The sequence below is a fragment of the Nocardioides secundeburneus genome, from assembly GCF_039939255.1.
Taxonomy (GTDB): domain Bacteria; phylum Actinomycetota; class Actinomycetes; order Propionibacteriales; family Nocardioidaceae; genus Nocardioides.
Genome location: NZ_JBDUUE010000004.1, coordinates 248,410 through 273,925, shown reverse-complemented (window position 1 = coordinate 273,925; position 25,516 = coordinate 248,410). Strand labels below are relative to the sequence as shown.

Below are 25,516 nucleotides of genomic sequence, written 5' to 3'. Positions count from 1 at the left end.
GCTCCTTCAGGAGGGTCGACGATCTGGTCGGCCCGGACCGACACGGATGGTGCGAGAGGGTGCGAGAGGGTGGGAGACGTGCCGGGCTACCGGCGGCGGCCGAACAGGAGCTGTCCGGCCATGGCGACCGCGGCCACCGCGACGACGATCGCCGCCGCGGGGAACAGGGCCGACCACCAGCGTCCGACGGCGGCGTCGGAGGCACCGGTGGAGATCATGGAGCCCCACTCGGGGGTGGGTGGCTGCAGCCCGACGCCGAGGAACCCGAGTGTCGAGGTGAGCAGGATGGCCGCGCCGAAGACCACGGTGGCGTTCTCGAGGGCCGGCCAGCTGGAGTTGGGCAGCACGTGCCGCACGGTGAGCCCGAGCTCGGTCTGGCCCGACATGCGCGCGGCGTCGAGGTAGGCCTCGGTGCGCACCTGCAGCACCTCGGTGCGCACGAGCCGGGCCTGGTTGGGCGCGAGGATGGCCGCGAGCGCGATGCTCATCGACCACAGCGAGGTACCGAAGAAGGCCACCAGGGTGAGGGCGACGACGACGGCCGGCACCGACTGCACGAGGTCGAGCACGCGGGCGCTGATCCGGGCGGCCCAGCCGACCAGCCCCGCACGGGACTCGTTCATGCCGATGAGCAGGCCCCCGAAGATGCCGGTGACCGTGCTGACCACGGTGACCGCGATCGCGATGACGATGTCGTTGCGGGTGGCGGCGAGGACGCGGGAGAACACGTCGAGGCCCGAGCTGTCGGTGCCGAACCAGTGATCTCCGCCGGGCGCGATCGCGGGCGAGGCGACGACCTCGGTGGCGCTGTGGGGCACGAGCCACGGCCCCACGACGGCGAGGGCCACCAGCGCGAGCGCCGGCGCCAGCCGCCAGCTCCCTGGCGGCACCCGGCGCGTGTGGGGCGCGCTCTCGACCTCGGCGACGACGGCGATCGGCTCGACGTCGACGGTCTCGACGCCCGGGGACGTCGTCGCGGCCGAGGGGTCGGGGTGGTGCGGCGTGGTGGTCATGCGGCGCCCTCTCCGCCGCGACCCGGCCGGCGGCGCGGGTCGAGCAGCATGGTCACGATGTCGACGAGCAGGAAGACGACCAGCGACAGTGCGGCCACCAGGAGCAGGAAGCCCTGCAACGAGACGAGGTCGGAGGTGTTGACGGCGTTGACGCCGAACTGGCCCATGCCGGGCATGCTGAACAGCTGCTCGACGACGACCGCGCCGCCGAGGAGGTAGCCGAACAGGGTGCCGAGCATCGCGACGGCCGGCGGGGCGGCGCGGCGCGCCACGCTCAGCAGGACCGCGCGGCGCGACCCGCCGGAGGCGATCCGGAAGCGTGTCGGGGCGGCGTCGACGGCGTCGTCCAGGGCCCGCACGAGCAGCTTGAGCAGCAGCGGGGTGTAGGCGAGGACCAGGACCATGAGCGGCATGAACAGGTGGCTGGCCATCGACTGCAGCAGCGCCGTGTCGCCACTCAGCATCGCGTCGAGGATCGGGAAGCCGGTGAGGTCGGGCGGCGGCAGCAGCGTCGGGTCGTAGCGGCCGAGCGGGGCGGGTGCGACGCCGAGGAGCCGGTAGAACAGGAAGATGCCGGCGACGCCGAGCACGAAGTCGGGCACGGCACCGGCCGAGCGCGTGTAGGCGAGCAACACGCGCGACACGGGGTTCCTCGGCTTCATCACGACCAGGAAGCCGACCGCGAGCGTGAGCACGGTGGTGCCGAACATCGCGACGACGGCGAGCTCGAGCGTCTCGAACAGGCGCGTCGTCATCGTCTCCCAGACAGGTTGTCCGGTGATCATCGAGCGGCCGAAGTCGAGCGTCAGCACGTTGGCGAAGTAGGCGCCGAGCTGGTCGAGCATGCTGCCGGACAGTCCGAGGGACTCGCGGGCGGCCTCGATGGTCTCGGGTGTCGCGTTCTGGCCGCCGAGGAGGGTGAGCACGGGGTCGCCGGGGATCAGGCGCACCAGGAAGAACACCGCCAGGGCGAAGCCGAGCAGGTGCACGGGCAGCACGGCGACGCGGCCGAGCCACCAGCGCTGACGGGCGAGGAACGCGGTCATGCGGCCACCCCCGACCCGCCCTGCTCGACCGAGCGGTAGGCCTCGATCAGCGATCGGGTGTAGGGGTGCTCGCTGCGGTTGACGACGTCGTCGACGGGGCCGTGCTCGACGATCCGGCCGTGCTTCATCACCACCATCTCGCGGGTGACGAACGCCGTGGCCGGCAGGCCGTGCGAGACGAACACCAGGCCCGCCGAGGCCTCGTCGCAGTAGGCCTTGAGGAAGTTGAGCACCGTGCCCTGCACGGAGACGTCGAGCGCCGAGACGACCTCGTCGCACACCAGCACCCGCGGCTTGACGACGAGCGCCCGGGCGATCGCGATGCGCTGCCGCTGACCGCCCGAGACGTCGGTCGGGGGCCGGTCGACCATGCCGGGCCCGATGCCCACCATCGCCAGGGTCTCGTCGACGAGCTCGTCGGCGCGCGCCCGGTCGACGCCGAGCAGCGTCTGGGCCGGACGACGCAGCGAGTCGCGCAGCGTGCGTCGGGGGTCGAACGACGACGACGTGTCCTGGCCGATCATCTGCACCTCGCGACGGAAGTCGCGCAGCTCGGCGGTGCCCATGCGGTGCACGTCGTTGCCCCGGAACAGCACCTTGCCCGAGGTCGGGCGCTCGAGCCCGACCATGATGCGCGACATCGTCGACTTGCCCGAGCCGGACTCCCCCACGATGCCGACCCGCGTCGTCCCGTCGAGGGTGAGGCTGACGCCGGCGAGCGCAGGTCCGCGGTCGCTCCTGCCTCCGCCGAAGTCCTTGACGACGTCGACGACCTCGACGACGGCCTGCTCCGGGGTCGTCACGACGCCACCGCCGGCAGCGGCAGGTCGACCGGTCCGGTCGTCGTGGCCGCGGGGTTGAAGCAGCGGACCGCGCGGCCGGCACCGAGGTCGGTCCGCGCCGGCGGCGTGGCGCACGCGTCGGTGGCGCGCGCGCACCGCGGCCGGAAGCCGCAGCCGCCCGCCGGGTCGTGCTGCCCGGTCGGGGCGAGCGGGATGGTCGGCAGCACGTCGAGCGTGGCGCTCGCGAGCGTGGGGACGCTGTCGAGGAGCGCCCGCGTGTAGGGGTGGGCGGCGTCGCGGTCGAGGGTCCGCGAGGCGCCCTCCTCGACGACGCGGCCGCCGTACATCACGAGCATGCGGTCGGTGTAGGTCTGGCATAGGTGGATGTCGTGGCTCACGAGCAGCATGCCGGTGCCGGTCTCGGCCGCGAGCGCCACGAGGAGCTCCATGACGTCGCGGGCGAGCGAGGCGTCCAGGGCGCTCGTGGGCTCGTCGGCGATCAGCAGCCGCGGCGACCCGGCGAGGGCGAGCGCGATCATCGCGCGCTGCCGCATTCCGCCGGACAGCTCGTAGGGCCGACTGCGGAGCACCCGCTTCGTGTCGGTGAGACCGACCTTGACCAACCAGTCCGCCGCCCGGGCACGGGCCTCGCCCCGGCTCACGTCCCGGGTGGTGCGGATGACGTCGCGCAGCTGGCTGCCGATGGTCCACACCGGGTCGAGCGAGGTGCTGGCGTCCTGGAAGACCATCGCGAGACCCGGGGTGCGGCGGGGCAGACGGCCCGCTCGCCGCTCGGTCACGTCGTCGCCGTCGAAGAGGATCGAGCGGGCCTCCACCCGGGCGTCGGGGTGGGTGAGGAAGCCGGCCACCGCCATGCAGGTGCCGGTCTTGCCCGAGCCGGACTCACCGACCAGCGCCACGCGCTCACCACGAGCGACCCGGAGGGAGACGTCGTCGACGGCGGTGGTGACGCCGTGCCGCGTCTCGTAGCGGACCGTGAGGCCGTCGACCGCGAGGAGCGACGTCGTCTCCTCGGTCGCGGTGGCAGTGGCGGTGGTGACGGGCTTGTCGAGGGTGCTGCTCTGCGTCATCGGTGGTGCTCCCTGCTCGCGTGCCGACCTCGGGGTCGGCAGGGTGTGGGCGATGGGTGGATCCGGTCCCGCCGGCGCTGGCAAGGACCTCAGTGAAGGACGACGGTGTTTCTGCTCGGCGCGCCGGAGGCGTACCGCCGATTACGCCGCTCGGCGCCGGCTCGTCGCACGCTCGTCGGGCGGTGCTCCGAGGGTGGCGGGCCGGGGTGCGGGCGCCGGTTTCGAGCCGGTTACGCCGTGTGGCCGGGCAGGTCGGCCACGGACGGGTAGGCCCACCGCAGGTAGCCGAGCGGCACCCCGGTGACGTCGGCCACGCGCACGTGGTCGACGTCCGGCCCGAGGTCGCGGACGGCGTCCGCGACGGCCTCGGTCCGGCGCGCGGCGCGGGTCGCGCGACGCAGGTCGAGCTCGTGACGCCCGGTCCGGCGGCGTTGCGACCTCCAGTGCGCCACGGCTCAGCTCGCGACGAGCTGCTGCAGCTGCCGGAACGCCGAGGCGTGGAAGACCAGCGGCTCGACGCCAGGGGTGGTGGTGAGGGCCTCGACCCCCAGGAGCACGATGCCGTGGTCGCCGGCCGGGACGACGTCGCGCACCGTGCACTCCAGCCACGCCCCGGCGCCGTCGAGCAGCACCGCACCGGAGGCCGTGGTGTGCAGGCCGAGCCCGGCGAACCGCGAACCGGTCTTGGAGGCGAGCTGTCGCGCCGCCAGGTCGTGCGAGGCGCCGAGCACCGAGATGCCGAGGGTGCCGGCCTTCTCGAGCACCGGCCACGTCGACGACGTCCACTGCACGCAGAACGCGACGATGGGCGGCTGGATCGAGACCGGCACGAACGACGAGGCCGCCATGCCGACCGGGCCGTCGTCGGTCATCGCGCAGACGCCGACGACGCCCGAGGGGAAGCTGCCGAACGCGCTGCGCAGGACTCCCTGGTCGAGCTCGGCCCGGGCGTGCTGCAGCGTGAGGTGCGGGGTGGTCGGACTCTCCTGGACGGCGGTCATCGCGTCTCCCTGTGGTGGAGTGTGGACGTCGTGGGCGTCGTCGGTGACAGGGCAAGAGGACCCCGCCGTGATTGCGCCTGCGGCTCGCCGCCGTAAAGCCAGGATTGCGCAGCGCGCCTCGTCCACCGGGTCGCGCTGACCTGCGACGACGGCGACGACACGTCTCAATGCGCCGGATCGGGGCGTCGTCCGGGAGCCGCGGTCGGGTCGCGCGTGCCGGGCCACGGCCCCATTACGCCGATGCCCGCACGAGGACGACGAGACGCCCCCGCCGCGGGCGGCAGGGGCGTCTCTGGGGGCCGGGCGGCCCGGCGGCTAGCGCCGCCGGACGACGCGCAGCCGGACCGTGTCGGTGCTCGGCCTCAGCGTGCCGTTGCCGGCGTAGCGCACGGTGAGGGTGCGCACCCCGACCTTCGCGAACCTGGGGAGCGTGAAGGTGGTCCGGCCGCCCGAGAGCCGCCGCTGACGGCTCTTGATGCCCGGGCCGACGAGCGCGACCCTCCCGGTCGCGGCCACGCCCTTGACGCCGGCAACCGTCACCACCACACGCGCACGGGTCTTGCCGACCACGACCTTCTGGGTGGCGACCCGCGCCTTGAGGGTCGAGGGCGCCTTCGCCATCGTGACCACCAGCGCGCCGCGGGCGGTGCCGCCCTGGCCGGTGTAGGTCGCGGTGACGACCGATCGTCCGACCGGCAGCCGGCGTCCGGGCACGGTCAGCGAGGCGCTCCCGTCACCGCCCACGGGGGCCGAGCCGAGCGCGGACGACCCCCGCGCGAACGTCACCCGTCCGGTGGCGTTCGCCGGCAGGCCGGTCACGAGCACGCGCAGCGCGACGGCCCGGCCGTAGGTCGCGGCCACGTCGGCACCGGTCACGGCGAGCGGCGCCGGCGCCTGCGGCTGGACGACGCCCTGGGTCGGGTCGGCGGCCAGCACGTAGCGGTCGCCGGTGTTGCAGTAGGCGCCGGTGAAGAACGTGCTCCCGGGCACGCAGCGCCACATGCTGGGGTTGGTCCAGCTGACGGCGCGGCGCACGTCGGTGGCCACCTCGAGCGCGTGGGCGTCGGCGAGCAGCCGGGCCTCGCTGTAGGCCGTGCCCACGAAGGTCACGCCGACCGGGTTGCGGCCGGCCGAGCCGGTGCCGTAGCCGGCCGGGACGGTCAGGGCCGGGTAGCCGGCGCGGTCGGCCGAGGCGATCACGGGGCTGGCCGCGGGGACGAGGATCGCGTCGAAGTCGTCGCTGGCGTCGTCCGGCGTGCCGTTGGTCAGGACGCCGTCGATGACGGCCCGGTTCGCCGCACGGCCCGCGGCGAGGTCGGCCTCGTAGGCGGCCCCGACGGTCGGGTCCGCGAGGTCGACCGCACCGGCGGCCGCGAGCCGCTCCTGCTGGTACTTCAGGCCCTCCTGGGCGTTGGCGGTGTTGTAGGCCAGCACCTCGTCGAGCGAGCCGGCGCCGCCGGTGGCGTCGGCGGCCAGGAACGCGTCGAGGTCACGGCCGATCTCGGTGTCGACGACGCTCGGCACCGAGGCGGGCGTGCCGGGCGTGACCTGGGTGGTGGTCGCACCGGCCGCGGTCAGGGCGGCGACCATGGCGTTGTAGGGCGCGCTCGTGCTCGACACGACCGCGATCCGCCGGCCGGCGAGCGCGCCGCGGTCGAGGCTGGCGGTGTAGTCGACGTCGGCCGGCGCGTCGGCCGTGGCCGGGTCGGTCGCGTCGGGCCCGGCCATCGCGTTCAGGGCGAGGGCGGCGTCGAAGACCGTCCGGGCGATCGGCCCGGGTGAGTCCTGCGAGCGGGCGACCGGCATCACCCCGGTGCGGCTGACCAGTCCCACGGTCGGCTTGAGGCCAACGACGCCGGCCGCGTTGGCGGGGGCGAGGAGCTGGGCTGCGTCGGGTGAGGTCTCCAGGCCGAACGTGATCGCCGCCAGGCCCGACGAGGTGGCGGCCGCGGCACCGGCCGACGATCCGGCCGGGGTCTTGTCGGTGTCGGAGGGCAGCAGGACCTGTCCGCCCAGCGCCGAGTAGCCCTGCGGCATGTCGGTATCGACGACGCCGCCGAGCTCGGTCACGTTGGTCGTGCCGAGCACGAGGGCGCCGCGCTCCTCCAGGGCGGCGACGATGGTCGCGTCGGCCGCCGGCACCCGCTCCTGCAGGGCGATCGATCCGCCGCTCGACGGCAGCGAGGCGACGTCGTAGCCGTCGCTGACCAGCACGGGGAGGCCGAACAAGGGGTCGAGCTGCCGCTTCTCGGCGCGCGCGGCGGCGAGCTCGACGTCGGCCGCGGCGGCCTGGTCCAGGATCGTCGGGTCGAGATCGCGCACCGCCTGGGTGGCCGGACCCTCGGCGTTGGTCAGGGCGATCCGGTACAGGTAGGCCCGGGTGAGCGCGGTCGCGGTGAGCGTGCCGTCCTGCAGCCGCATGCCGAGGCTCTGCGCCGACTCCGTCTCGAGCGAGAACGGCAGGGGCGCCGGGGCCTGGCCGCCGAGGAGCTCCATCACCTCGTCGTAGGTCGGGTTGCAGCTGCCGCGCTCGGCGTACGGCGGCGCCGGCACCGTGTCGGCGCAGCGGTACATCGCGGGGTTGACCTCGCTGGCCGGCTGGCGCAGGCGCGTGCCCTGCTCGATGACGTAGGCGACGCCGAGCAGGTCGAGCTCGTCGTAGGCACCGCCGTGCACCGAGACGTTGAGCGTGCGACGGTTCGCGGCGCCGTAGCCCATCGGGATCGCCAGCTGCGGGTAGCCGGCCCGGGGGCCCTGGGACACGCTGCCGAGGATCGCGATGAAGTCGTCGCTCGCGTCGTCCGGGGTGTCGTTGCCCATCATCCGGTCGATGCCCGACTGCGCGCGCTGCTTCCCGACGACGAGGTCGCTCTGGTAGGTCGCGGTGTCGGCCGAGCCGGGCGAGATGTCCTGGGCGAACGCGGAGCGGTGGGTGCCGTTGCCGAACTTGAGCGCCTGGTGCCACTCGCGCTCGTTGACGGCGAGCTCCTCCTCGAGGCTCTGGACGGGCGCGTCGGGGCCGAGGTTCTCGTAGTAGTGGTCGATGTCGCGGCGCGCCTCGTAGGCGAGCACGCCGCTGGGCATGGTTCCGGGGCTGATGACGGGCCGCTCGACCATGATCGCCCCGGCCGCGACCAGGGCGTCGTAGGCCTGCTTGAGGGGCGAGCCCTCGGTCAGGGTGCCGTTCCAGCCGATGCGCTTGCCGGCGACGTAGTCGAGGTCGAGGGCGTCGAGGTAGTCGGGCAGCTCGGCGGGCAGCGGCGGGATGATGTCCTCGTCGTCGATGCCGGCCCCCCAGATGCCGCTGTAGTAGGCGGCGTTCTCGGCGTCGTAGCCGGCGATCGCCTGCAGCGTGTAGGCGGCGTCCTCGACCGTGCGGGTCATCGGGCCGGCGGTGTCCTGCGACGCCGAGATCGGCGCGATGCCGATGCCCGGCACCAGCCCGACGGTCGGGCGAAGGCCGACGAGGCCGTTGGCGTTGGACGGGGAGATGATCGAGCCGGACGTCTCGGTGCCGATGCCGAGCAGCGACATCGCCGCGGCCATCGACGACCCCGTGCCCGACGACGACCCGCTCGGGTTCTGGTCGGCGTCGACGCCGTTGACGACCTGGCCGAGCAGGTTCGAGAACCCGGAGGGCTGGCTGCCGAAGTAGTTCGCGTACTCCGACAGGCCGACCTTGCCCAGGATGACGACGCCGCTCTCGCGCAGCTTGGTCACGAGGCCGGCGTCCTCGGCCGGGTAGCTACGACGCAGCGAGAAGTTGCCGGCCGAGGTGTACATGCCCTTGACGTCGATGAGGTCCTTCAGCAGCACCGGCATGCCCATCGTCGGGCCGAGGTCGGTGCCGGCGGCACGCAGCTCGTCGGTGCGCGCTGCCTCGAGCAGCGCCTGCTTGTTGAGCTGCGTGAAGGCGTTCAGGCCGGGGCCGGACTTGTTGAGCGCGTTGATCCGGTCGATGTAGGCCTGGGTGAGCTCGACCGAGGTGATGGCGCCGTCCGCCAGCAGCTGACGGGCCTCGACCGCGGTCAGCGTCTCGAGGTCGAGGTCGAGGTCGGCGGGCAGGGCCCGGCTCGGCGGAGCGACGCTCGAGGCCTGGCCCGAGGGGGCCGTCGCGACGAGCCCGACACCTCCCAACGGCAGGGCGAGGGCCACCGTGGCGGCGAGGGCACGGGCACGTCTGTTCACACGGACTCCTGGGCGGATGACGGCGTGCCCGGGTGGGCGCGACGCGCCGAACCTAGGGTGGTCCGGTCGTCGGCCCGTGACGGTCGTGTGCCCGTCGCGTTACGTCGTCATCGCTCCCGGCGCCCGGTGACGAGGTACTGCATCTGCACGTGGTGGCCCGGGGCGACGCCGTGCTGCTCGTCGAGGGCGTAGATGCTCTCGAGCGGCGTCACGGCGACCTCGGCGAAGCCGGCGGAGGCGAGCACCGCGGCCGAGTCGTCGATCGAGGTCGACTCGGCGAGGGGCAGGTCGGTCTCGGGTCCGTCGTAGAGGTCGCCGATCCCGTCGGGGAACCAGGTGCTGTCGACCATGGCCACGGTGCCTCCGGGCCGGAGGAGGTCGAGCCAGTGCCGCGCTGCCTCGGCCGGGTCGCGCAGGGTCCACATCACGTAGCGGCCGACGACGGCGTCGAACGACTGCGACGGGAAGGGCGGCGAGACCGCGTCGCCCACCTCGAAGCGCGGCGCCCGCTCGAGGCCGGACGCGTGCTCGCGGGCCCGCTCGAGCATGCCGTCGGCGAGGTCGATGCCGGTGACGTCGTGCCCGAGGCCGGCGAGCAGGAAGGCGACGTGGCCGCTGCCGGTGCCGACGTCGAGCACGGCGGCAGGGGCGGACGGCAGTGCGGTGCTCCAGATCTGCGACCAGGCGGCGACGTCGAGGTCGCGACGCTCGGGCCGGCGCTGGTAGTCGTCGTAGGACGGCGCACGCTCGGTCCAGTAGTCGTTGATGGTGTCCTGCAGGCCGGTCATGCGATCTGCTCCTCGAGGGTCGCGGGTGGTCGGACGAGCTGGTGGAAGAGCAGGTGGAGGCCCGAGTCGGTCTCGAGCCGCTCGACGCCGATCTCGTAGACGGGCTCGAGCACGTCGGGTCGCAGCACCTCCTCGACGGTGCCGGACGCCGCCACCGTGCCGCGGTCGAGCAGCACGACGTCGTCGCAGTAGCGGGCGGCGAGGTTGAGGTCGTGCAGCACCACGACCACGCAGGTGCCGGTGCCGGTCGCGAGCGAGCGCACGAGCGACAGCACGTCGTGCTGGTAGCGGATGTCGAGGTGGTTGGTCGGCTCGTCGAGCAGCAGGTGGGTGGCCTCCTGCGCGAGCGCGCGGGCGATGAGGCAGCGCTGCCGCTCGCCGCCGGAGAGGCCGGCGAACGGACGCTCGGCGAGGTGGGCGGCTCCCACGCGCCGCAGCGCACGGGCCGCGGCCACCCGGTCGGCCGCCCCGGTGCGCTGGAAGGTCGACAGGTGCGGCACGCGGCCGAGCAGCACCATCTCCCCCACCGTCAGCGACGTCTCGCCGCCGCTCTCCTGCACGACGACGGCGATGCGTTGCGCGACGTCGCGCGCCTTGAACGACGCGATCGGCTCGCCGTCGAGGCGGACGTCGCCGTCCGGGCTGCGCAGGGCGCCGTGCAGCAGCTGGAGCAGGGTCGACTTGCCGCTGCCGTTCGGTCCGATGAGCCCGAGCACGCGGCCGTGCTCGGCGGCCAGGCCGGCGGCGTCGAGCACCCGGGTGCGGCCGTAGGCGAACGAGACCTCCCGGGCCGCGATCACGACGCGAACCGCTCGACGATGCGCTCGAGGCCGTCGACCGACAGCGGCGTGGGCGGCTCGGTGAAGTTGAACAGCTGGGTCATCACGTCGCCGTTGGTGACCGCGGTCAGCCTGTCGGCGCCGGGCAGGTCCTCGAGGGCCTGCTCGACGTCGGCCGGGTCGCCGTCGGAGTGCAGGAGCACGAGCACGTCGGGGTCGCGACCCAGCAGCTCCTCGAGCGAGACCTCGAAGACCCGCTCGTCGACGTCGCCGAAGACGTTCTCGAACCCGGCCGCCTCGAGCTGCGGGTCGGCCATGCTCTGGTTGCCGTAGGCGTAGGTCACCCCGCCGCCGACGGTCGGGTAGAGCACCGCGGCGGTGCGCCCGGACGTGTCGGCCAGCGCCTCGGCGGCGGCGGTGCGCTCCTTCAGCTCGGCGACGGCGTCGGCCGCCTGGTCGGGCCGGCCGTAGACCCGGCCGTAGAACTCCATCTGCGCGTAGACGTCGTCGAAACCGGGGTCGTCGATGCCCTCCTCGCACAGGGCCGGCTCGACGAGCTGCGGGATGCCGACTGCCTCGAGCGATTCACGAGACAGGTTGTCCACCTGTCCGAGCACGACATCAGGCTCCTGACCGATCACGACCTCCTTCGAGATCTGCAGGTGGCCGCTGGAGTCGAGCTGGTCGGTGAGCAGGTCGACGTCCTCGATCTCGGCCAGCGTCTCGTCGTCGTAGTACTCGGCGGGGTAGGCGCCGGCCCGGGAGACCACGCGGTCCATCACGCCCAGCGCGTGCAGGAACGGCACGGGGGACGACGTCAGCAGCACGGTGCGCTCGGGCGCACGCTCGATGGTGACGTCGGCTCCGCAGTTCTGCACGGTCAGCGGGTAGTCGCCCTCGCTGACCGACGTCGGCTCGGCGCCGGCGTCGTCACCGCAGGCGGCCAGCAGCGCGGCGAGGACGAGCAGGGCGCCTGCAGGTGCGATTCGGACGGTCACTCTGTCTCCCAGATGCTGTCGGTGATGTCGATGGTGTCGGCGAGGTCAGGCCACGTCGGCGTGCAGACGCCGGATGAGGACGAGCAGGAACGGGGCACCGACGAGCGAGGTGATGATGCCGATCGGGATCTCTTGCGGCGCGAGCAGCGTGCGGGCGACGAGGTCGGCGGCGATGAGCAGGATGGCGCCCATCAGCGCCGCCACCGGGACGACGCGGGCGTGGGTCGAACCGACGGCCCGGCGGGCGAGATGGGGCACGACCAGGCCGACGAAGGCGATGCTGCCGGACGCCGACACCACGACCCCGACGGCCAGCGCCACGACGACGAGCAGCACGGTGCGGAACCGCTCGGGGTCGACGCCGAGCGCGCGGGCCGTCTCGTCGCCCACGGCCAGGGCGTCGAGACGCCGCCCCCACAGGGCGAGCAGGCCGCAGGTGACGAGGACGGCGCCGGCGACGACGGCGAGCAGGCCGTTCCACTGGGCGAGCCCGAGCGAGCCGAGCAGCCAGAAGAGCACCGAGCGGGCACCCTCGGCCGACGACGAGGCGAACACCAGGAAGCTGGTGAGGGCATAGAGGGCGTAGCCGACCGCGACCCCGGCGAGCAGGAGCCGGACCGAGGTGACCCGGCCGCCGCTGCGGGCGACCAGGAAGACCACGAGGGAGGCCGCCAGCGCCCCCGCGAACGCGCTGCCGGGCAGGGCGTACTCACCGAGCCCGGCGCCGAACCCGAACAGGATGGCCGCGGCCGCGCCGCTCGAGGCGCCGGAGTTGACGCCGAGCAGGTAGGGGTCGGCGAGCAGGTTGCGCACCATCGCCTGGAGCGCGACTCCGGTGACCGCGAGGCCGGCGCCGACCAGCGCGGCCAGCAGCACCCGCGGGGTACGCACGTCCCACACGATCGAGTCGGTGGGCACCGACCACGTCACCTCGCCCGGCCAGCCGGCCAGGTGGTGGCCGAGCACCTGCACCACGGTGACCGGCGACTGGTTGACGGCGCCGACGCCGATGCCCAGGACCATCGCCACCAGCAGGGCGGCCGCGAGGCCGAGCAGCCAGGCCGTCGTCCGGCGCGACGCCGCGCGACCGAGCCGTTCGTCGCCGTCGTCGCCGTCGGACGAGCCCCGACCGGCCCTCGGCCCGGTCCGCTGGTCGTGCACGACCGTCACCGCGTCGTCCCGTCGTCGTAGTTGCACATTGCTTGCAACAACGTATCGGCTGCGAGACGGGCTCTGGCACTCCCCCCGACGAGGCGGAACAAGATCGCGCCCGTGCCGGTTCACCGTTCGTGCGCATCGAGATCTGGTCCGACGTCGTGTGTCCGTGGTGCTACATCGGCAAGCGCCGGCTCGAGGAGGCCCTCGCCGGCTTCGAGCACCGCGACCAGGTCGAGGTCGAGTGGCGCTCGTTCCAGCTCGACCCGTCGGCCCCCACCGAGCCCCACGAGCACGTCGGCGAGATGCTGGCCCGCAAGTACGGCGGCGGCGCCCGCGTGGGCCAGATGCAGGCCCAGATGCTGCAGGTCGCGGCCGAGGTCGGCCTCGACTTCTCGCGCCACTCCGAGAGCCTGCACCTCAACACCGTCGACGCACACCGCCTCCTCCACGCGGCCGGCGATCGCCGGGCCGACCTCAAGGAGGCCCTGCTCCACGCCTACTTCGTCGAGGCCCGCAACCTCGCCGACCACGACGTGCTCGTCGACGTCGCGACGTCGGTCGGCCTCGACGCCGACGCCGCCCGCACCGTGCTCGCCTCCGACGCCCACGCCGACGACGTCGCGGCTGACGTCGCCCAGGCGGCTGCCTACGGAGCCACCGGCGTCCCGTTCTTCGTCGTCGACGCCAAGTACGGCGTCAGCGGCGCCCAGCCCACCGAGGTGTTCAGCCAGCTGCTCGAGACCGCGTGGGCCGAGCGCTCCCCGATCCAGCTCGTCAACGCCGGCGACGCCGCGGCCCCCGGGTGCGAGGGCGACAGCTGCGCGATCTGATGGCTCGCTGCGGCTGTCTCCGATTCGTGGTGACGCTGACCTGGCGCCGAGGTCACCAGCACGAGCCGGACCTACCCGGTTCGCACCTACAGTCGGAGCATGACGCAGGTCACCTCCGACATCAGCATCGCCCGCCAGCACGCCCTCGGCGACCTGCCCCGTCGCACGGCCCGTCGCTACCCCGACAAGGTCGCGATCACCGACGGCGCCACGTCGTTCACGTTCGCCGAGCTCGACGCCGTCGTCGACCGGGCCGCGGCGGCCCTCACCGACGCCGGCCTGGCCCAGGGCGACAAGCTCGCGCTGCTGTGCCACAACTCGTGGCAGTACGCGGTGCTCGTCTTCGCAACGGCGCGGGTGGGCGTGGCGCTGGTGCCCGTCAACTTCATGCTCGGGCGCGACGAGGTGGCCTTCATCCTCGACCACAGCGAGGCCCGGGCCTTCGTCGTCGAGGACGCCCTGCTCGACGTCGCCACCGGCGCGCTCGAGGGCCTCGACGTGCCGACCCGCGCCGTGGTCCGGCTCGCCGGGGGCGACGTCCCCGACGGCTGGGACGACGCGCAGCAGTGGTTCGACTTCGAAGGATCACCGCCCGTCGTCCACGTCGCGGACGACGACCCGGTGCGGCTGATGTACACCTCCGGCACCGAGTCGCGGCCCAAGGGCGCCCTGCTCAGCAGCCGGGCGCTGATGTGGCAGTACGTCAGCTGCGCGCTCGACGGCGACTACTCCCCCGACGACGTCGACCTGCACACGCTGCCGCTCTACCACTGCGCCCAGCTCGACGTGTTCCTCGGACCCGACGTCTACCTCGGCACCTCGTCGGTCATCCTGCCCGGCCCCGACCCGGCCGCCGTGCTGAGGGCGATCGAGGAGCACCGGGTGACCAAGTTCTTCGCCCCGCCGACCGTGTGGATCGGCCTGCTGCGCCACCCCGGCTTCGACGACGCCGACCTGTCGTCGCTGCAGAAGGGCTACTACGGCGCCTCGCCGATGCCGGTCGAGGTGCTCAAGGAGATCCAGGAGCGGCTGCCCGACGTGAGGCTCTGGAACTTCTACGGCCAGACCGAGATGTCGCCCCTGGCCACCTCCCTCGGCCCCGACGAGCAGCTCACCCACGCCGGGTCGGCCGGGCGCGCCTCGCTCAACGTCGAGACCCGCGTGGTCGACCCCGAGGGCACCTCGGTCGACCCGCTGCCGGCCGGTGAGGTCGGCGAGATCGTGCACCGCTCACCACACGCGACGCTCGGCTACTACAAGTCCGAGGAGAAGACCGCCGAGGCGTTCCGGCACGGCTGGTTCCACTCCGGCGACCTCGGCTACCTCGACGACGGCGGTCGGCTCTACGTCGTCGACCGCAAGAAGGACATGATCAAGACCGGCGGCGAGAACGTCGCCAGCCGCGAGGTCGAGGAGGCGGTCTACACGATGCCGGCGGTGGCCGAGGTCGCCGTGTTCGGCGTCAGCCACCCCCGCTGGGTCGAGGCCGTCGTCGCCGTCGTCGTGCCGAAGGACGGCGAACGGGTCACGCCCGACGACGTGATGAGCCACGCCCGATCGGTGCTGGCCGGCTACAAGACCCCGAAGTACGTCGTGGTCGCCGACTCCCTGCCCAAGAACCCGAGCGGCAAGATCCTCAAGCGGCAGCTGCGCGACGAGCACGCCGGCCTCGCCGCCGACGACTGAGCGCCGACCGCGGCGGGGCTCAGACGACCGCGCGCTCGCGCCGGGGCTCGCCCAGCAGGAACGCCGCCAGCCCGCCGCCGATCGCGCCGAACAGATGGCCCTGCCACGAGATGCCCGGCTCGCCCGGCAGCACGCCGAGCAGCACGCCGCCGTAGACGAGGAACAGCACCACCCCGATGAGGATCTCGACGGTGTTGCGGTTCCAGAAGCCCCTCAGCACCAGGTAGACGAGCCAGCCGAAGATCAGGCTCGACGCGCCGAGGTGGATGGTGCCGGAGCCCGCGACGAGCCAGACCCCGATGCCGGCGACCAGCCAGATGATCGCGGTGGCCTGCAGGCCACGGGCCACCCCGGACAGGAGCACCAGGAACAACAGCACCAGGCACGGCAGCGTGTTGGCCTCGAGGTGACGCCACCCGCCGTGCAGCAGCGGCGCGAACAGGATGCCGAGCAGCCCGTCGCCCGTGCGCGGCTCGATGCCGTACCGGTCGAGGCGGTGGTCGGCGGAGGCGTCGACGATCTCCAGCAGCCACAGCAGGACGACGAAGGCGCCCGAACCGATCGCGGCCACGACCCACGGTGGACGACGCTCCGGCTGCCGGCTGCTCATGGCTCCAGCGTAGGCGGCAGGCCCCACGCTGATCGAGGTGCGAGGTCGCCCGCGACCTCGCCTCGAGATCTCCGGTCCAACGCACCCAGGCCCATGGTCGACGGGTCTCGAGGCTCCTCGCAGAGCTCGTCGCACCTCGACCAACGTCCGTCGCCGGGCTCAGAACCAGGGCGAGCTGCGCACGATCTTGAGCGCCCGGTCGACCTCGAAGGGCGAGTTCTGCCGGTAGAGCCACGGGCGCCCGAACCACAGGTAGGCGTCGACGTGGTCGCGGGCGAGTCGGTTCACGTCGTCCGGCAGGCCCCACCGTGGGTCGTCGACCTCGGTGGTCGGCGGGATGCCGAGGCTGACGCAGGTGCGACCGTCGTCGGGCGACTCGCACGGGTAGGCGTTGTCGGGATCGGGGCCGGTGTAGTCGCCGAACTCGAACGGGTGGCCGTTGCTGCTGGTGTTGATGACGACCTTCTTGCCCGGCAGGCCGCGGCGGGCCAGCTCGTCGACGAGGGCCGCGCCGCGGCGGACCTCGATCTCGGTCGAGGAGTAGTGCGTGCTGTTGAGCGCGACGCCCCGCACGTGCTCGATGCCGGCCGGCATCAGGAAGTCGACGGCCGCCGAGACGCCACCCTGACCCTCGGAGGGCCAGTCGCCGGCGCCGGCGTCGAGGTAGACCGAGGTGTTCGGCAGGGCGGAGAACGTCTTCGCGGCATAGGAGATGAGGTCGGCCGGGACCGGCGATCCACCGGGCACGCACTGCAGGAACGGGCCGTCGGGCTGCAGGACGATCGCGGTGTGGGCGTCGCCGACGGCGCGGGCGAACTCGTCGGTCCAGCGCCGGTAGGAGTCCTGCTCGGCGCCGGAGGGCAGCCGGTCGCAGGCCTCGTGCTCCCAGGGCTCCATGCGGAAGACCGCGAACTGCACGAGCGCCTCGGGGTCGCCGTCCTGGGCGATCTCGATGTTGTTGCGCACCGACTCGTAGACGGTGTCGTCGCTGAACCACGACCCCATCCAGGTCGCCTTCGGCGTCAGCGCGATGGTGGCGAGGGTCTCGCGGTCGGCCCCGGAAGCGCTCTCGTACGGACCCCAGGCGAGCTCCTGCGGGCCCTGGTAGACGCCCATCGGCCGACCGGCGAGCGGGTTGAGCCGCTCGAGGCGCCGCTGCTCGCGCCTCTCGGCCCGCCGGGCCTTCCGGGCCCGCTGCTCCTTGCGGCGCTGCCGCTCGGCCTGCGCCTGGGCCTTCGCGGCGAGGTCGGAGACCTCCGGCGTCGCGGCGGACGGCGGCGGCGTCGACGACACGACCGGCGGTGCGGGGCTCGGCGGCGCTGTCGTCGGGGCAGTGGTCGGGGCGACGTCGGCCCGGTCGTCTGCGCCGGAGCCGCAGGCGGTCACGCCGAGCACCAGGCAGGTCAGGACCGCGGTCACGCTCAGACGCATCGCTCCTTCCTACAACAGATCGACGACCCGGTGGACATCGTCGGGGTCGTCGCGACGCTCGCTCCCTCCGGCAGAGGGGCCGCCCGGCCGGGACGCAGCTGCGGCGCGAGCACGCCGAGGCCGACCAGCGGCAGCACGCCGAGCACCAGCAGGGCGCGGTCGATGCCGATCGGGTCACCGAGGCCGCCGACGACGGCCGAGCCGACGCTGCCGCCGACCAGGAAGACGAGCGTCGCGACGCCGAGGGCGACCCCGCGCACGTCGGCCTCGACGGCGTCGGCGACGGCCGAGGTCATGGCCGGCTGGGCGGTGCCGAACGCGACGGTGACCAGCAGGACGGCGCCACCGAGCACCGGCGCCGACGTGGTGGCTGCGCCGACGGAGGCGAGGGCGAGCGCGACCACCGCGGTCACGGCCCCGCCGGCGATCGCCCAGCTGGGGCCGACCCGGGTGATGGCGGGGCCGGCGATGCGCGGGACCACCAAGGCGATCAGAGCGCTCGGCAGCAGCAGCACGCCGACCTGCCACGGCTCCCACCCGTCGGCCACCAGCACGGCCGGCACGGCGACGAGCAGGGCGAACCAGGCCGACGGCACGGCCGCCGCGGCAGCGGCGCTGCGCACGACGGTGCTGTTGCGCACCACCGAGACCGGCAGGAACCCGTGCGGACGGCGCCGCACCCACGCGACGGTGGCCGGCGCACCCAGGGCGAGCAGCAGGACGCCGGCGATCGCGACGACCAGCCCGGTGGACGGCGACTGCACGAGCAGCACGACGCCGGCCGCGGTCAGCGCGACGAGCACGGCACCGAGCAGGTCGAGCCGGGCGCCGGTGCCCTCGCGGGTCAGGGCGGGCCACAGCAGGGGCAGCACGAGCAGGCCGAGGATCGGCAGCGCCATCACCGCGCGCCAGCCGAAGGCGTGCTCGACGAGGCCGCCGACGAGCGGGCCGAGGCAGCTGACGGCGGCCGCGACCCCGGCCAGGCGCCCCAGCGCGAGCCCGCGGACGGCGCCGCTGTAGCGACCGTTGAGGACGGCGACGCCGAGCGTCGGCACCGCCGCCGCGCCCGCACCCTGCACGAGCCGGGCGAGGAGGAGCACCTCGAACGTCGGCGCGGCCGCCGCGAGCACGGCGCCCGCCGTCATCAGCCCGGTGCCGACCATGAGCGGCAGGCGGATGCCGACCAGGTCGGAGACGCGGCCGTAGACGGCCGTCGTCACCGCGAGCATCAGCGTGTAGAGGCTGATCGTCCAGGTCGCCTGGCCGGCCGTGATCGCGAAGTCGTCGGAGATCAGCGGCACCGCGACGGCCGCGGACGACGAGCCCATGCCGGCCAGCCCGAACAGGAGGCCGAGCAGCAGGGAGACCCGGCGCGAGTCGTCGCTCATCCCGGCGGTGGTGGAGCCGGTCGAGACATCGGTGCGCACGACAAGCCGCAACCCCGCCTCACCACTGGTTGTTCCCGACAACGACACGACCCGGTCGCTGATCGAGGTGCGAGCGGAGCGAGCCTCGAGATCTCCGGCCCATCGCGCCCGAGCCGACCGGGGTCGGGAGGTCTCGAGGCTCCTCGCAGGGCTCGTCGCACCTCGACTAGCGTCGGCGCCCCACGCTGATCGAGGTGCGAGGCCCCTCTCAGGGCTCGTCGCACCTCGACCATCGAGACTCAGCGGATGCGGAAGTCCCGGTTGCTCACGGCGTAGAAGTAGCTGCCGGCGGCCTCGACGACGATGCGCGCCTTCGTGGTGCGGACGCCGCGCGGCAGGGTGACCCGCTGGAAGCCGTCGTTGGCCGTGGCGCGGGTGAGCCTGCGGTTCCAGGTGCGGCCGCCGTCGGTCGAGAGCAGGACGCGGACCCGCTTCGAGAGCGCCTTCGTGCCGTTGACCCGCCAGGTCACGCCGATGGTCGAGCCGGCCCTCACCGACAGCCCCTTGCGCGACTGGGAGACGACCTTGAACGGTCCGGCGGACTTGGCGATGCGGAGCTTGGTGTTGCGGTAGGCCACGCCGCCGCGACCGTCGCGGACCGTGAGCCGGAAGTGCATCACCCGGGCACCGGCACCCTGGGTGCCGAGGTAGCCCTTGGTCGGCAGGTACTCGCTGTAGCAGTCGACCACGCGCGCCGACGGCGGCTTGTACAGGTCGAGGTCCTCCGGCGGCGGCGCGACCTTCGGGCAGGTGCCGGTACGGGCGTTGGTGTTGCCGGAGAGCACCTGGGCGAGGTCGGGGAAGAACCGGGTGCCGCTGCGGCCGGCGATGTTGATGCCCGGCGACGGCGACTCGAGCGTGCCGGCGTCGGTGACGTTCGCCCGGGTGCCGAAGACCCGGAACAGGGGGCCGTAGATCTTGCGGTTGCTCACCAGCGAGGTGCCCCTGGCCTCCAGGCCGCGGTCGGCCTGCTCCCACAGGTAGGTCAGCGGGTCGCCGTCGGGGTCGGTGGCGCGACCGCTGAGCTTGAACGGCGTGCGCACGGGGATGGTGCGCGGGATGCTCGCCTCGACCACGCGCGGCGCGCGGTTGCCGGTGGTCGCGGTGCCGGTGCCGCCGTTGTCGGCCGGACCGCCCTTGGCGACCTCGCCCACGAAGCCGCTCACGCCGGCGCTGGGGGCGCTGACGGTGAGCGACGGCTCGTCCTGGTGGTTTCCGGGCTCGTCGGGCTTCGCCGTCGGCGCGAAGATCACCTGGAAGCCGGTCGGACCGGGCGGGGTCAGCGGCGCCGGGTACGGGACGACGTCGTCGCCGCCGTAGGGGTCGTAGGCCCAGCCGGCGATGGTGACGTCCTGACCGACCAGGCCCTCGACGGCGGCCTCGACCGAGGCCGCGGTGTAGTCGTCGGCGCTGATCGTCACCGGCTCGGCGTCGCCGAACCCGAGCTGGAACGACGAGCCGGGGGCGCCGAAGCCGCTCAGCGACACGGTCTGCACCTCGACGACGCGCGCGGTCGGGCGGCCGGTGTAGCGGTTGACCTCGTCGAGGGTCTGCCACGAGAAGTACGGGTCGGTGTGCGGCTGCAGGTCGTCCTGCAGGCAGATGCCGGCGTAGGCCATCACCGAGGAGCCCGAGCCGGGCTCGACCGAGGTCGCACCGTTGCGGTTGCCGCCCGAGCAGGCGTTCTGGACGCCGTCGAAGGTGTGGTTGCCGGCGAACTGGTGGCCCAGCTCGTGGGCGACGTAGTCGATGGCGAAGAAGTCGCCCTGGGGCTGCGGCAGACCGGTGCAGCCGCCGCCCTTGTAGTCGGCGCCGACCACGCCGAGGTAGGCGATGCCGCCGCCGTTCACGCCGAGCGCGAGGTGACCGACGTCGTAGTTGCTGGCGCCGACCACCTGGCCGAGCACGACCCGGTTGCGGGCCAGAGCGCGACCGCTGCAGAAGTCGAGGTCGCCGTAGTCGTCCTCGTCGCCGGGGGTGGCGCTGCGGTAGCAGGGCTCGCCGCCGCACGGGCCGTCGGGCAGCGTGGCCTTGGCCGCGGTGTCGAAGTTGAGCTCGTCGGTCTCGTTGATCAGCTGGAGGCGGATCGCGAGGTCCTGGCCGTAGATCTGGTTGACCCGGTTGATGAGCGTGGCCTTCTCGGCCAGCACGTTGTCGGTGCCGAAGTAGGCGGCGTAGGTCGGGTCGGAGACCAGCGCGAGACGGTAGCGCTTCTCGACGACGGCGCCACCAGGCTTGGCGGCGCGGAGCTGCGCACGGTCGCCCCGGCGCGCCGCGGCCCGCCGGATCTCGGGGGCCTGCCGCTCGGCGAACTGCTCCTCGGGCCGCGTCGTCGCACTGCCGTAGAACGACAGGTGGGTGGTGGTGCCGGCCTTGTCGTAGGCCGGGTCGACGTACCAGGAGCCCTGCCCCTGCGGCCCGCGGACGGCGGCGTGGAAGCCCATCGGCGTCACGTCGAGCGCGATCGTGGTCGTCGGGTCGGAGACCGAGCGGCCCTCGAAGGCGGCGATCTCGGGGTGCTCCCGCGCGATCTCGGGCGCGAGCACGTCGCTCCGGGTGACCTCGAACCGCTCCATGCCGCCGGACGGCGTGGGCACGTCGACCGTCGCCTTCGCACCCTTCAGCTGAGCGCGCACCTGCGCGAGGTCGACCCGCACCGCCGAGAACCTCGACGGCGCGACGCGCACCTTGTCGCCGCTCGGCTTGAAGCTCGGCACCGGTCGGAACACCGGGTCGGCCGCGACGGCCCCCGGCGACGACGTGACGACGGGCAGCAGCCCGGCGGCGAGGACGACGGCCGTGGCCGCGGCGAGACGGGCGGGGACTCGAGGCATCCTCGCACCCTAGGGCGTGTCGCGACGTCCGGCCATCACTCCGGGGTGGAGCCTTCCGGACGGCCGGCCCCTACGGTCGTCGACGTGGAGATGATCTTCGGCCCCGACCGTGGCGAGCTCGACGACGACGCGGTGGCCGCGGCCTACCCGTGGCCCGACGCCGGGCCCTGGGTACGGGCGATGATGGTGACGACGCTCGACGGCGCCCCGGCCGGCCCCGACGGGCTCAGCGGGTCGATCTCGGGCGACGCCGACCGGGGCGTGTTCGACGCCGTCCGACGGCACGCCGACGCCGTCCTCGTGGGCGCCGGCACCATCCGTGCCGAGGGCTACGGCGCCCAGACCGCGAAGCCCGCCGACGCCGCGGCCCGCGCCGCGCAGGGCCAGCGCCCCGCGACCGTCCCGGCGATCGTCAGCCCCTCGCTCGACCTGCCCTGGGACTCCGAGCTGTTCACCGGCTCCGACGAGGTCCCGATCGTGCTCACCGTCGCCGACCCGCCCGCCGACGCGCTCGCCCGTGCCCGGGCCGCGCGGGCCGACGTCCGGCGGGCCGAGGGCGACGACGTCCCGGCGCGCTGGATCCTCGACACGCTCGTCGCCGAGGGGCTGCGGCGCGTGGTCTGCGAGGGCGGCCCGCGGCTGCTCGAGTCGATGACCCGCGCCGGGCTCGTCGACGAGGCCGACATCACCGTCTCCCCCGCCTTTGCCGGGCTCGCCCACGTCAACGCCACCGACGGCCTCGACGAGATCCGCACGTTCGACCTCGTGCACGTGCTGACGGCCGACGGCTTCCTCATGGGCCGCTACGTGCGACCCTGACCGGCGTGATCAGCCTCTCCGGCCTCGTCGCGCTCGCCGCCGAGCACGCCGACGACCTCGACCTCCCGGTGGCCCCGCTGCCGCTCGGCGGCCGCGACCTCGACACCGACGAGCGCGCCGCGGTCATGGGCGTCGTCAACCTCTCGCGCGACTCCTCCTACCGCACCAGCATCGCGATGTCGGCCGCCTCGGCCGTCCGGCGCGGTGTCGTGCTGGCCGCGCAGGGGGCCGACGTCGTCGACGTCGGCGCCGAGTCGACGCAGGCGATCGCGGCCAAGGTCGACGCCGACGGCCAGGAGCGCGCGCTCGTGCCCGTCGTCCGGGGGCTGGTCGAGGCGGGCGTCACCGTCTCGGTCGAGAGCTACGAGGCCTCGGTCGTGCGGGCCTGCCTCGCCGCCGGCGCGTCGGTGCTCAACCTCACCGGCTCGGTGGACGACGCCGCGATGTTCGACCTCGCCGCCGAGCACGACGCCACCGTCGTCCTGTGCCACGTGCAGGGGCCGCACGCGCGCGCCCTCGAGCGCCAGGACGTCGACGACGACCCGTTCCCGGCGATGCTCGAGCAGTTCGGCCGGCGCCTGGACGACGCCCGCGCGCGCGGCGTCCGGGGCCTCGCGATCGACCCGGGGCTCGGGTTCGGGTTCCGGCTCGACGACCCGCTGCTGCGGGTGCGCCACCAGACCGCCGTCCTGCTGGCCGGCTTCCGCCTCCGCCGGCTCGGGGTGCCCGTGTGCCAGTCGGTGCCGCACGGGTTCACCCTCTTCGAGGACCAGTTCCAGATCGGCGAGGGGTTCTTCTCGGTGCTCGCCCACCTCGGCGGGACCGGCCTCTACCGCACCCACGAGGTGCCGCAGCTGGTGGCGATCCAGGCCGCGCTGCGCACCCTCTGACCGCGGGCTCAGCCCTCGGCCGGGGACTCGGCCGGGGCCGACGAGGCGGCCTCCTCGGCCGCGAGCTCGTCGTTCAGCGCGATCACCTCGGCCGGCGCCTCGGCCAGGATGACGTCGGTGCCGATCAGCCGCAGGGCGCGGACCTGGCCCTTGAGGTCACCGCGCCCGGCCGGGTCGGGCCCCTCGGTGAACGCGCTGACCAGCCGGTCGTTCTCGAACGAGATCGGGAAGACGACCAGCGCGTAGCCGGCCGCGTGGACGGCGTCGGACAGCGCGAAGGCGTCCTGGCCCAGGAACGAGTCGATCGCGACCGCGACCGCGTCGACGGTGTCGGGCAGCGCCTCGAGGGCGGCCGGCGTCAGCAGGTCCGGGTTGCCCGGGTTGACGACGAGCGCGGTGAGGACGTTGTCGCCGAGGTTGACCTCGAGGCGCTCGAGCACCGACACGTCGTCGGACTCGATCGTCACGCGCTCGCGGTCGTTGGTCAGCCGGGCCTTGCGCAGCGCTTGGCCCAGCGGGCCCTCGATCGGCGTCCGCTCGCTGCGGAAGTAGGCCGGCTCGAGCGGCTCGACGAACAGCCCGATGCGCCGGCCCTGCTCCTGCGAGACCTCGACCAGCCGCTCGAGCAGGGTGTCGAAGCCGATCACCGAGAGCTGGCCGTCGTACTCGGCGGCGTCGAGGCGCACGTCGGGCTCGGCCTCGACGGCGCGCAGCGTCTCGAGCTCGGCGAGGGTGAAGTCGTCGGTGAACCAGCCCGTGCGCGACTCGCCGTCGACGACCTTGGTGGTGCGCCGGTCGGCGAACTCGGCCTTCTCGGCCACGTCGGTGGTGGTGCTGAGCTCGATGTCGCCGCGGACGACGAGCACGTCGTCCTGGGTGAGCGCGACCCGCGCCTCGATGTGGTCGACGCCGGCCGCCATGGCGATGTCGAACGACTCCATCGTGCCCGCCGGGCGGTCGACCGGTGACCCGTACCGGCCGGCGACGAGCGGCTCACCGAGCCGCAGCGGGCCGTCGGAGACCTCGGCCGACGGCGCGTAGGTGGGCGGCGCGGCCACGTCGTCGGCCTCGGCGTCCGGGGAGCCGGAGCGCACCTGCACCACGGCGTAGACGGCGGTCACGATCCCGACGACGAGCAGCACCGACAGCACGGCGCGACGCACCCACCAGCCATCCTCCACGGGCGCGACTGTAGTGCCCCGGGCGCCGGTCGGGCCGTCAGCCCCGCAACAGCGACCGGGTGCGTCGCGCGACGTCGAGCAGAGCCGCGGCGGCGGCGGGGCTCATCGGCCCCATGTCGATGAAGCCGTGCACCAGCCCGTCGTAGCGCACGGTCTCGACGGCGACGCCGGCGTCGCGGAGCCGCTCGGCGTAGGCCTCGCCCTCGTCGCGGAGCGGGTCGAACTCGGCCGTCACGACGAGCGCCGGGGCGACGCCGGCGACGTCGCCCAGCAGCGGTGAGTGGCGCGGGTCGGCGAGGTCGGCGCCCTCGCCGAGGTAGTGGCCGGCGAACCAGACCATGGTCGCCAGGTCGAGGAAGTAGCCCTCGGCGTTCTCGACGCGCGACGGGTAGTCGCCCGCCATGTGGGTGGCCGGGTAGAGGAGCACCTGGGCGTCGACCAGGTCGGGCAGGTGCTGGGCGGCCACCGCCGCGAGGTTGCCGCCGGCCGAGTCGCCGGCGACGCCCAGACGCTCGCCGCCGCCGAGGTCGTCGCGGTGCTCGGCCGCCCACCGGACGGCGGCGAGCGCGTCGTCCACCGCCGCGGGGAACGGCGCCTCGGGCGCGAGCCGGTAGTCGACGGCCAGCACCGCCGTCTCGGCCTCGCGGCACAGGGTGCGGCACGTCTGGTCGTGGGTGTCGAGGTCGCCGATCACGAAGCCGCCCCCGTGCAGGTAGACCAGCGTCGGCACCGGCTCGTCGCCCTCGGGGCGGTAGAGGCGCGCGGGCCGGCCGGCCACCTCGAGGTCCGTCACGCTGCCGACCGGCACGCGGTTCTCGTCGGTGACGAGGTCGACCGTCATCGCGCGCAGGGCCCTGCGCGCCGTCTCGGGCGTGCCCTCGTGCATGGGCGGGTACGGAGAGGCGTCGATGAGCTGGAGCAGCGCGGCGATCCCGGCGTCGAGGGGCATGCGCCGGACTGTAGG

At 73.7% G+C, this 25,516-nt stretch carries 21 protein-coding genes; 4 read left to right on the top strand and 17 right to left on the bottom strand.

Annotated elements, in window-relative coordinates; translation table 11 throughout:
• Positions 1-86: 86 nt before the first annotated feature.
• The 11 genes from ABFT23_RS12260 to ABFT23_RS12210 form a co-directional block, all read right to left on the bottom strand.
• Positions 87-1,013 (bottom strand): ABC transporter permease, encoded by a 927-nt coding sequence (locus ABFT23_RS12260; RefSeq protein ID WP_347895532.1) that lies wholly within the window; start codon positions 1,011-1,013, stop codon positions 87-89.
• Positions 1,010-2,059: an ABC transporter permease gene (locus ABFT23_RS12255; protein ID WP_347895530.1), complete on the bottom strand. Its 1,050-nt coding sequence runs from the start codon at positions 2,057-2,059 to the stop codon at positions 1,010-1,012. The genes ABFT23_RS12260 and ABFT23_RS12255 overlap by 4 nt, the downstream gene beginning before the upstream one ends.
• The gene (locus ABFT23_RS12250) at positions 2,056-2,862 is read right to left on the bottom strand and encodes an ABC transporter ATP-binding protein (RefSeq protein ID WP_347895528.1); all 807 of its coding nucleotides are present in this window, start codon (positions 2,860-2,862) and stop codon (positions 2,056-2,058) included. Before ABFT23_RS12250 ends, ABFT23_RS12255 begins: the two co-directional genes overlap by 4 nt.
• Positions 2,859-3,932 carry an ABC transporter ATP-binding protein gene (locus ABFT23_RS12245; RefSeq protein ID WP_347895526.1) on the bottom strand — a complete coding sequence of 358 codons (1,074 nt, stop codon included), beginning with the start codon at positions 3,930-3,932 and terminating at the stop codon, positions 2,859-2,861. Before ABFT23_RS12245 ends, ABFT23_RS12250 begins: the two co-directional genes overlap by 4 nt.
• 230 nt (positions 3,933-4,162) lie before the next feature.
• On the bottom strand, positions 4,163-4,384 hold the full coding sequence (locus ABFT23_RS12240) for a hypothetical protein (protein ID WP_347895524.1): 222 nt from the start codon (positions 4,382-4,384) through the stop codon (positions 4,163-4,165).
• A gap of 3 nt (positions 4,385-4,387) precedes the next feature.
• Positions 4,388-4,933, bottom strand: coding sequence for a flavin reductase family protein (locus ABFT23_RS12235; protein ID WP_347895522.1), 546 nt, complete (start codon positions 4,931-4,933; stop codon positions 4,388-4,390).
• A gap of 315 nt (positions 4,934-5,248) precedes the next feature.
• Positions 5,249-9,121 carry an amidase family protein gene (locus ABFT23_RS12230; protein WP_347895521.1) on the bottom strand — a complete coding sequence of 1,291 codons (3,873 nt, stop codon included), beginning with the start codon at positions 9,119-9,121 and terminating at the stop codon, positions 5,249-5,251.
• A gap of 107 nt (positions 9,122-9,228) precedes the next feature.
• Positions 9,229-9,909, bottom strand: coding sequence for a class I SAM-dependent methyltransferase (locus ABFT23_RS12225; protein WP_347895520.1), 681 nt, complete (start codon positions 9,907-9,909; stop codon positions 9,229-9,231).
• Complete coding sequence (locus tag ABFT23_RS12220) at positions 9,906-10,709, bottom strand: ABC transporter ATP-binding protein (protein WP_347895518.1); 804 nt, start codon at positions 10,707-10,709, stop codon at positions 9,906-9,908. Before ABFT23_RS12220 ends, ABFT23_RS12225 begins: the two co-directional genes overlap by 4 nt.
• Positions 10,706-11,686 carry an ABC transporter substrate-binding protein gene (locus ABFT23_RS12215; protein WP_347895516.1) on the bottom strand — a complete coding sequence of 327 codons (981 nt, stop codon included), beginning with the start codon at positions 11,684-11,686 and terminating at the stop codon, positions 10,706-10,708. Before ABFT23_RS12215 ends, ABFT23_RS12220 begins: the two co-directional genes overlap by 4 nt.
• Positions 11,687-11,731: 45 nt before the next feature.
• Positions 11,732-12,856, bottom strand: coding sequence for a FecCD family ABC transporter permease (locus ABFT23_RS12210; protein WP_347895514.1), 1,125 nt, complete (start codon positions 12,854-12,856; stop codon positions 11,732-11,734).
• A 119-nt stretch (positions 12,857-12,975) separates the two neighbouring features.
• Here ABFT23_RS12210 and ABFT23_RS12205 point away from each other — a divergent pair, with 119 nt between their 5' ends.
• Both ABFT23_RS12205 and ABFT23_RS12200 read left to right on the top strand, forming a co-directional pair.
• Positions 12,976-13,674 carry a DsbA family oxidoreductase gene (locus tag ABFT23_RS12205; RefSeq protein ID WP_347895512.1) on the top strand — a complete coding sequence of 233 codons (699 nt, stop codon included), beginning with the start codon at positions 12,976-12,978 and terminating at the stop codon, positions 13,672-13,674.
• 99 nt (positions 13,675-13,773) lie between these two features.
• Positions 13,774-15,360, top strand: a complete 1,587-nt coding sequence (locus tag ABFT23_RS12200; protein ID WP_347895510.1) for a fatty acyl-CoA synthetase — start codon at positions 13,774-13,776, stop codon at positions 15,358-15,360.
• A gap of 19 nt (positions 15,361-15,379) precedes the next feature.
• Here the strand turns inward: ABFT23_RS12200 and ABFT23_RS12195 are convergent, their stop codons facing one another.
• The 4 genes from ABFT23_RS12195 to ABFT23_RS12180 form a co-directional block, all read right to left on the bottom strand.
• Positions 15,380-15,970 carry a rhomboid family intramembrane serine protease gene (locus ABFT23_RS12195; protein WP_347895508.1) on the bottom strand — a complete coding sequence of 197 codons (591 nt, stop codon included), beginning with the start codon at positions 15,968-15,970 and terminating at the stop codon, positions 15,380-15,382.
• A 159-nt stretch (positions 15,971-16,129) separates the two neighbouring features.
• Positions 16,130-17,401 carry a glycoside hydrolase family 6 protein gene (locus ABFT23_RS12190; protein WP_347895506.1) on the bottom strand — a complete coding sequence of 424 codons (1,272 nt, stop codon included), beginning with the start codon at positions 17,399-17,401 and terminating at the stop codon, positions 16,130-16,132.
• Entirely contained in the window at positions 17,392-18,789 is a 1,398-nt protein-coding gene (locus ABFT23_RS12185; protein ID WP_347895504.1) for an MFS transporter, read from the bottom strand. Before ABFT23_RS12185 ends, ABFT23_RS12190 begins: the two co-directional genes overlap by 10 nt.
• Before the next feature lie 278 nt (positions 18,790-19,067).
• A complete protein-coding gene (locus tag ABFT23_RS12180; protein WP_347895502.1) occupies positions 19,068-21,662 on the bottom strand; it encodes a reprolysin-like metallopeptidase in 2,595 nt (864 codons plus the stop codon).
• A 90-nt stretch (positions 21,663-21,752) separates the two neighbouring features.
• On the opposite strand from ABFT23_RS12180, the gene ABFT23_RS12175 reads away from it, so the two are divergent.
• Positions 21,753-22,481 (top strand): dihydrofolate reductase family protein, encoded by a 729-nt coding sequence (locus tag ABFT23_RS12175; RefSeq protein ID WP_347896069.1) that lies wholly within the window; start codon positions 21,753-21,755, stop codon positions 22,479-22,481.
• Positions 22,482-22,486: 5 nt separating this feature from the next.
• Positions 22,487-23,371 carry a dihydropteroate synthase gene (locus ABFT23_RS12170; protein ID WP_347895501.1) on the top strand — a complete coding sequence of 295 codons (885 nt, stop codon included), beginning with the start codon at positions 22,487-22,489 and terminating at the stop codon, positions 23,369-23,371.
• Positions 23,372-23,379: 8 nt separating this feature from the next.
• Here the strand turns inward: ABFT23_RS12170 and ABFT23_RS12165 are convergent, their stop codons facing one another.
• The gene (locus ABFT23_RS12165; protein ID WP_347895499.1) at positions 23,380-24,552 is read right to left on the bottom strand and encodes a glycerophosphodiester phosphodiesterase family protein; all 1,173 of its coding nucleotides are present in this window, start codon (positions 24,550-24,552) and stop codon (positions 23,380-23,382) included.
• Between the two features lie 37 nt (positions 24,553-24,589).
• Positions 24,590-25,501: an alpha/beta hydrolase gene (locus tag ABFT23_RS12160; protein ID WP_347895497.1), complete on the bottom strand. Its 912-nt coding sequence runs from the start codon at positions 25,499-25,501 to the stop codon at positions 24,590-24,592.
• Positions 25,502-25,516 lie beyond the last annotated feature (15 nt).

Coding starts and splice junctions, on each gene's coding strand:
- ABFT23_RS12260 (WP_347895532.1), bottom strand. CDS start 1,013: ATGACCACCACGCCGCACCACCCCGACCCCTCGGCCGCGACGACGTCC.
- ABFT23_RS12255 (WP_347895530.1), bottom strand. CDS start 2,059: ATGACCGCGTTCCTCGCCCGTCAGCGCTGGTGGCTCGGCCGCGTCGCC.
- ABFT23_RS12245 (WP_347895526.1), bottom strand. CDS start 3,932: ATGACGCAGAGCAGCACCCTCGACAAGCCCGTCACCACCGCCACTGCC.
- ABFT23_RS12235 (WP_347895522.1), bottom strand. CDS start 4,933: ATGACCGCCGTCCAGGAGAGTCCGACCACCCCGCACCTCACGCTGCAG.
- ABFT23_RS12225 (WP_347895520.1), bottom strand. CDS start 9,909: ATGACCGGCCTGCAGGACACCATCAACGACTACTGGACCGAGCGTGCG.
- ABFT23_RS12200 (WP_347895510.1), top strand. CDS start 13,774: ATGACGCAGGTCACCTCCGACATCAGCATCGCCCGCCAGCACGCCCTC.
- ABFT23_RS12195 (WP_347895508.1), bottom strand. CDS start 15,970: ATGAGCAGCCGGCAGCCGGAGCGTCGTCCACCGTGGGTCGTGGCCGCG.
- ABFT23_RS12190 (WP_347895506.1), bottom strand. CDS start 17,401: ATGCGTCTGAGCGTGACCGCGGTCCTGACCTGCCTGGTGCTCGGCGTG.
- ABFT23_RS12185 (WP_347895504.1), bottom strand. CDS start 18,789: ATGAGCGACGACTCGCGCCGGGTCTCCCTGCTGCTCGGCCTCCTGTTC.
- ABFT23_RS12180 (WP_347895502.1), bottom strand. CDS start 21,662: ATGCCTCGAGTCCCCGCCCGTCTCGCCGCGGCCACGGCCGTCGTCCTC.
- ABFT23_RS12175 (WP_347896069.1), top strand. CDS start 21,753: ATGATCTTCGGCCCCGACCGTGGCGAGCTCGACGACGACGCGGTGGCC.
- ABFT23_RS12160 (WP_347895497.1), bottom strand. CDS start 25,501: ATGCCCCTCGACGCCGGGATCGCCGCGCTGCTCCAGCTCATCGACGCC.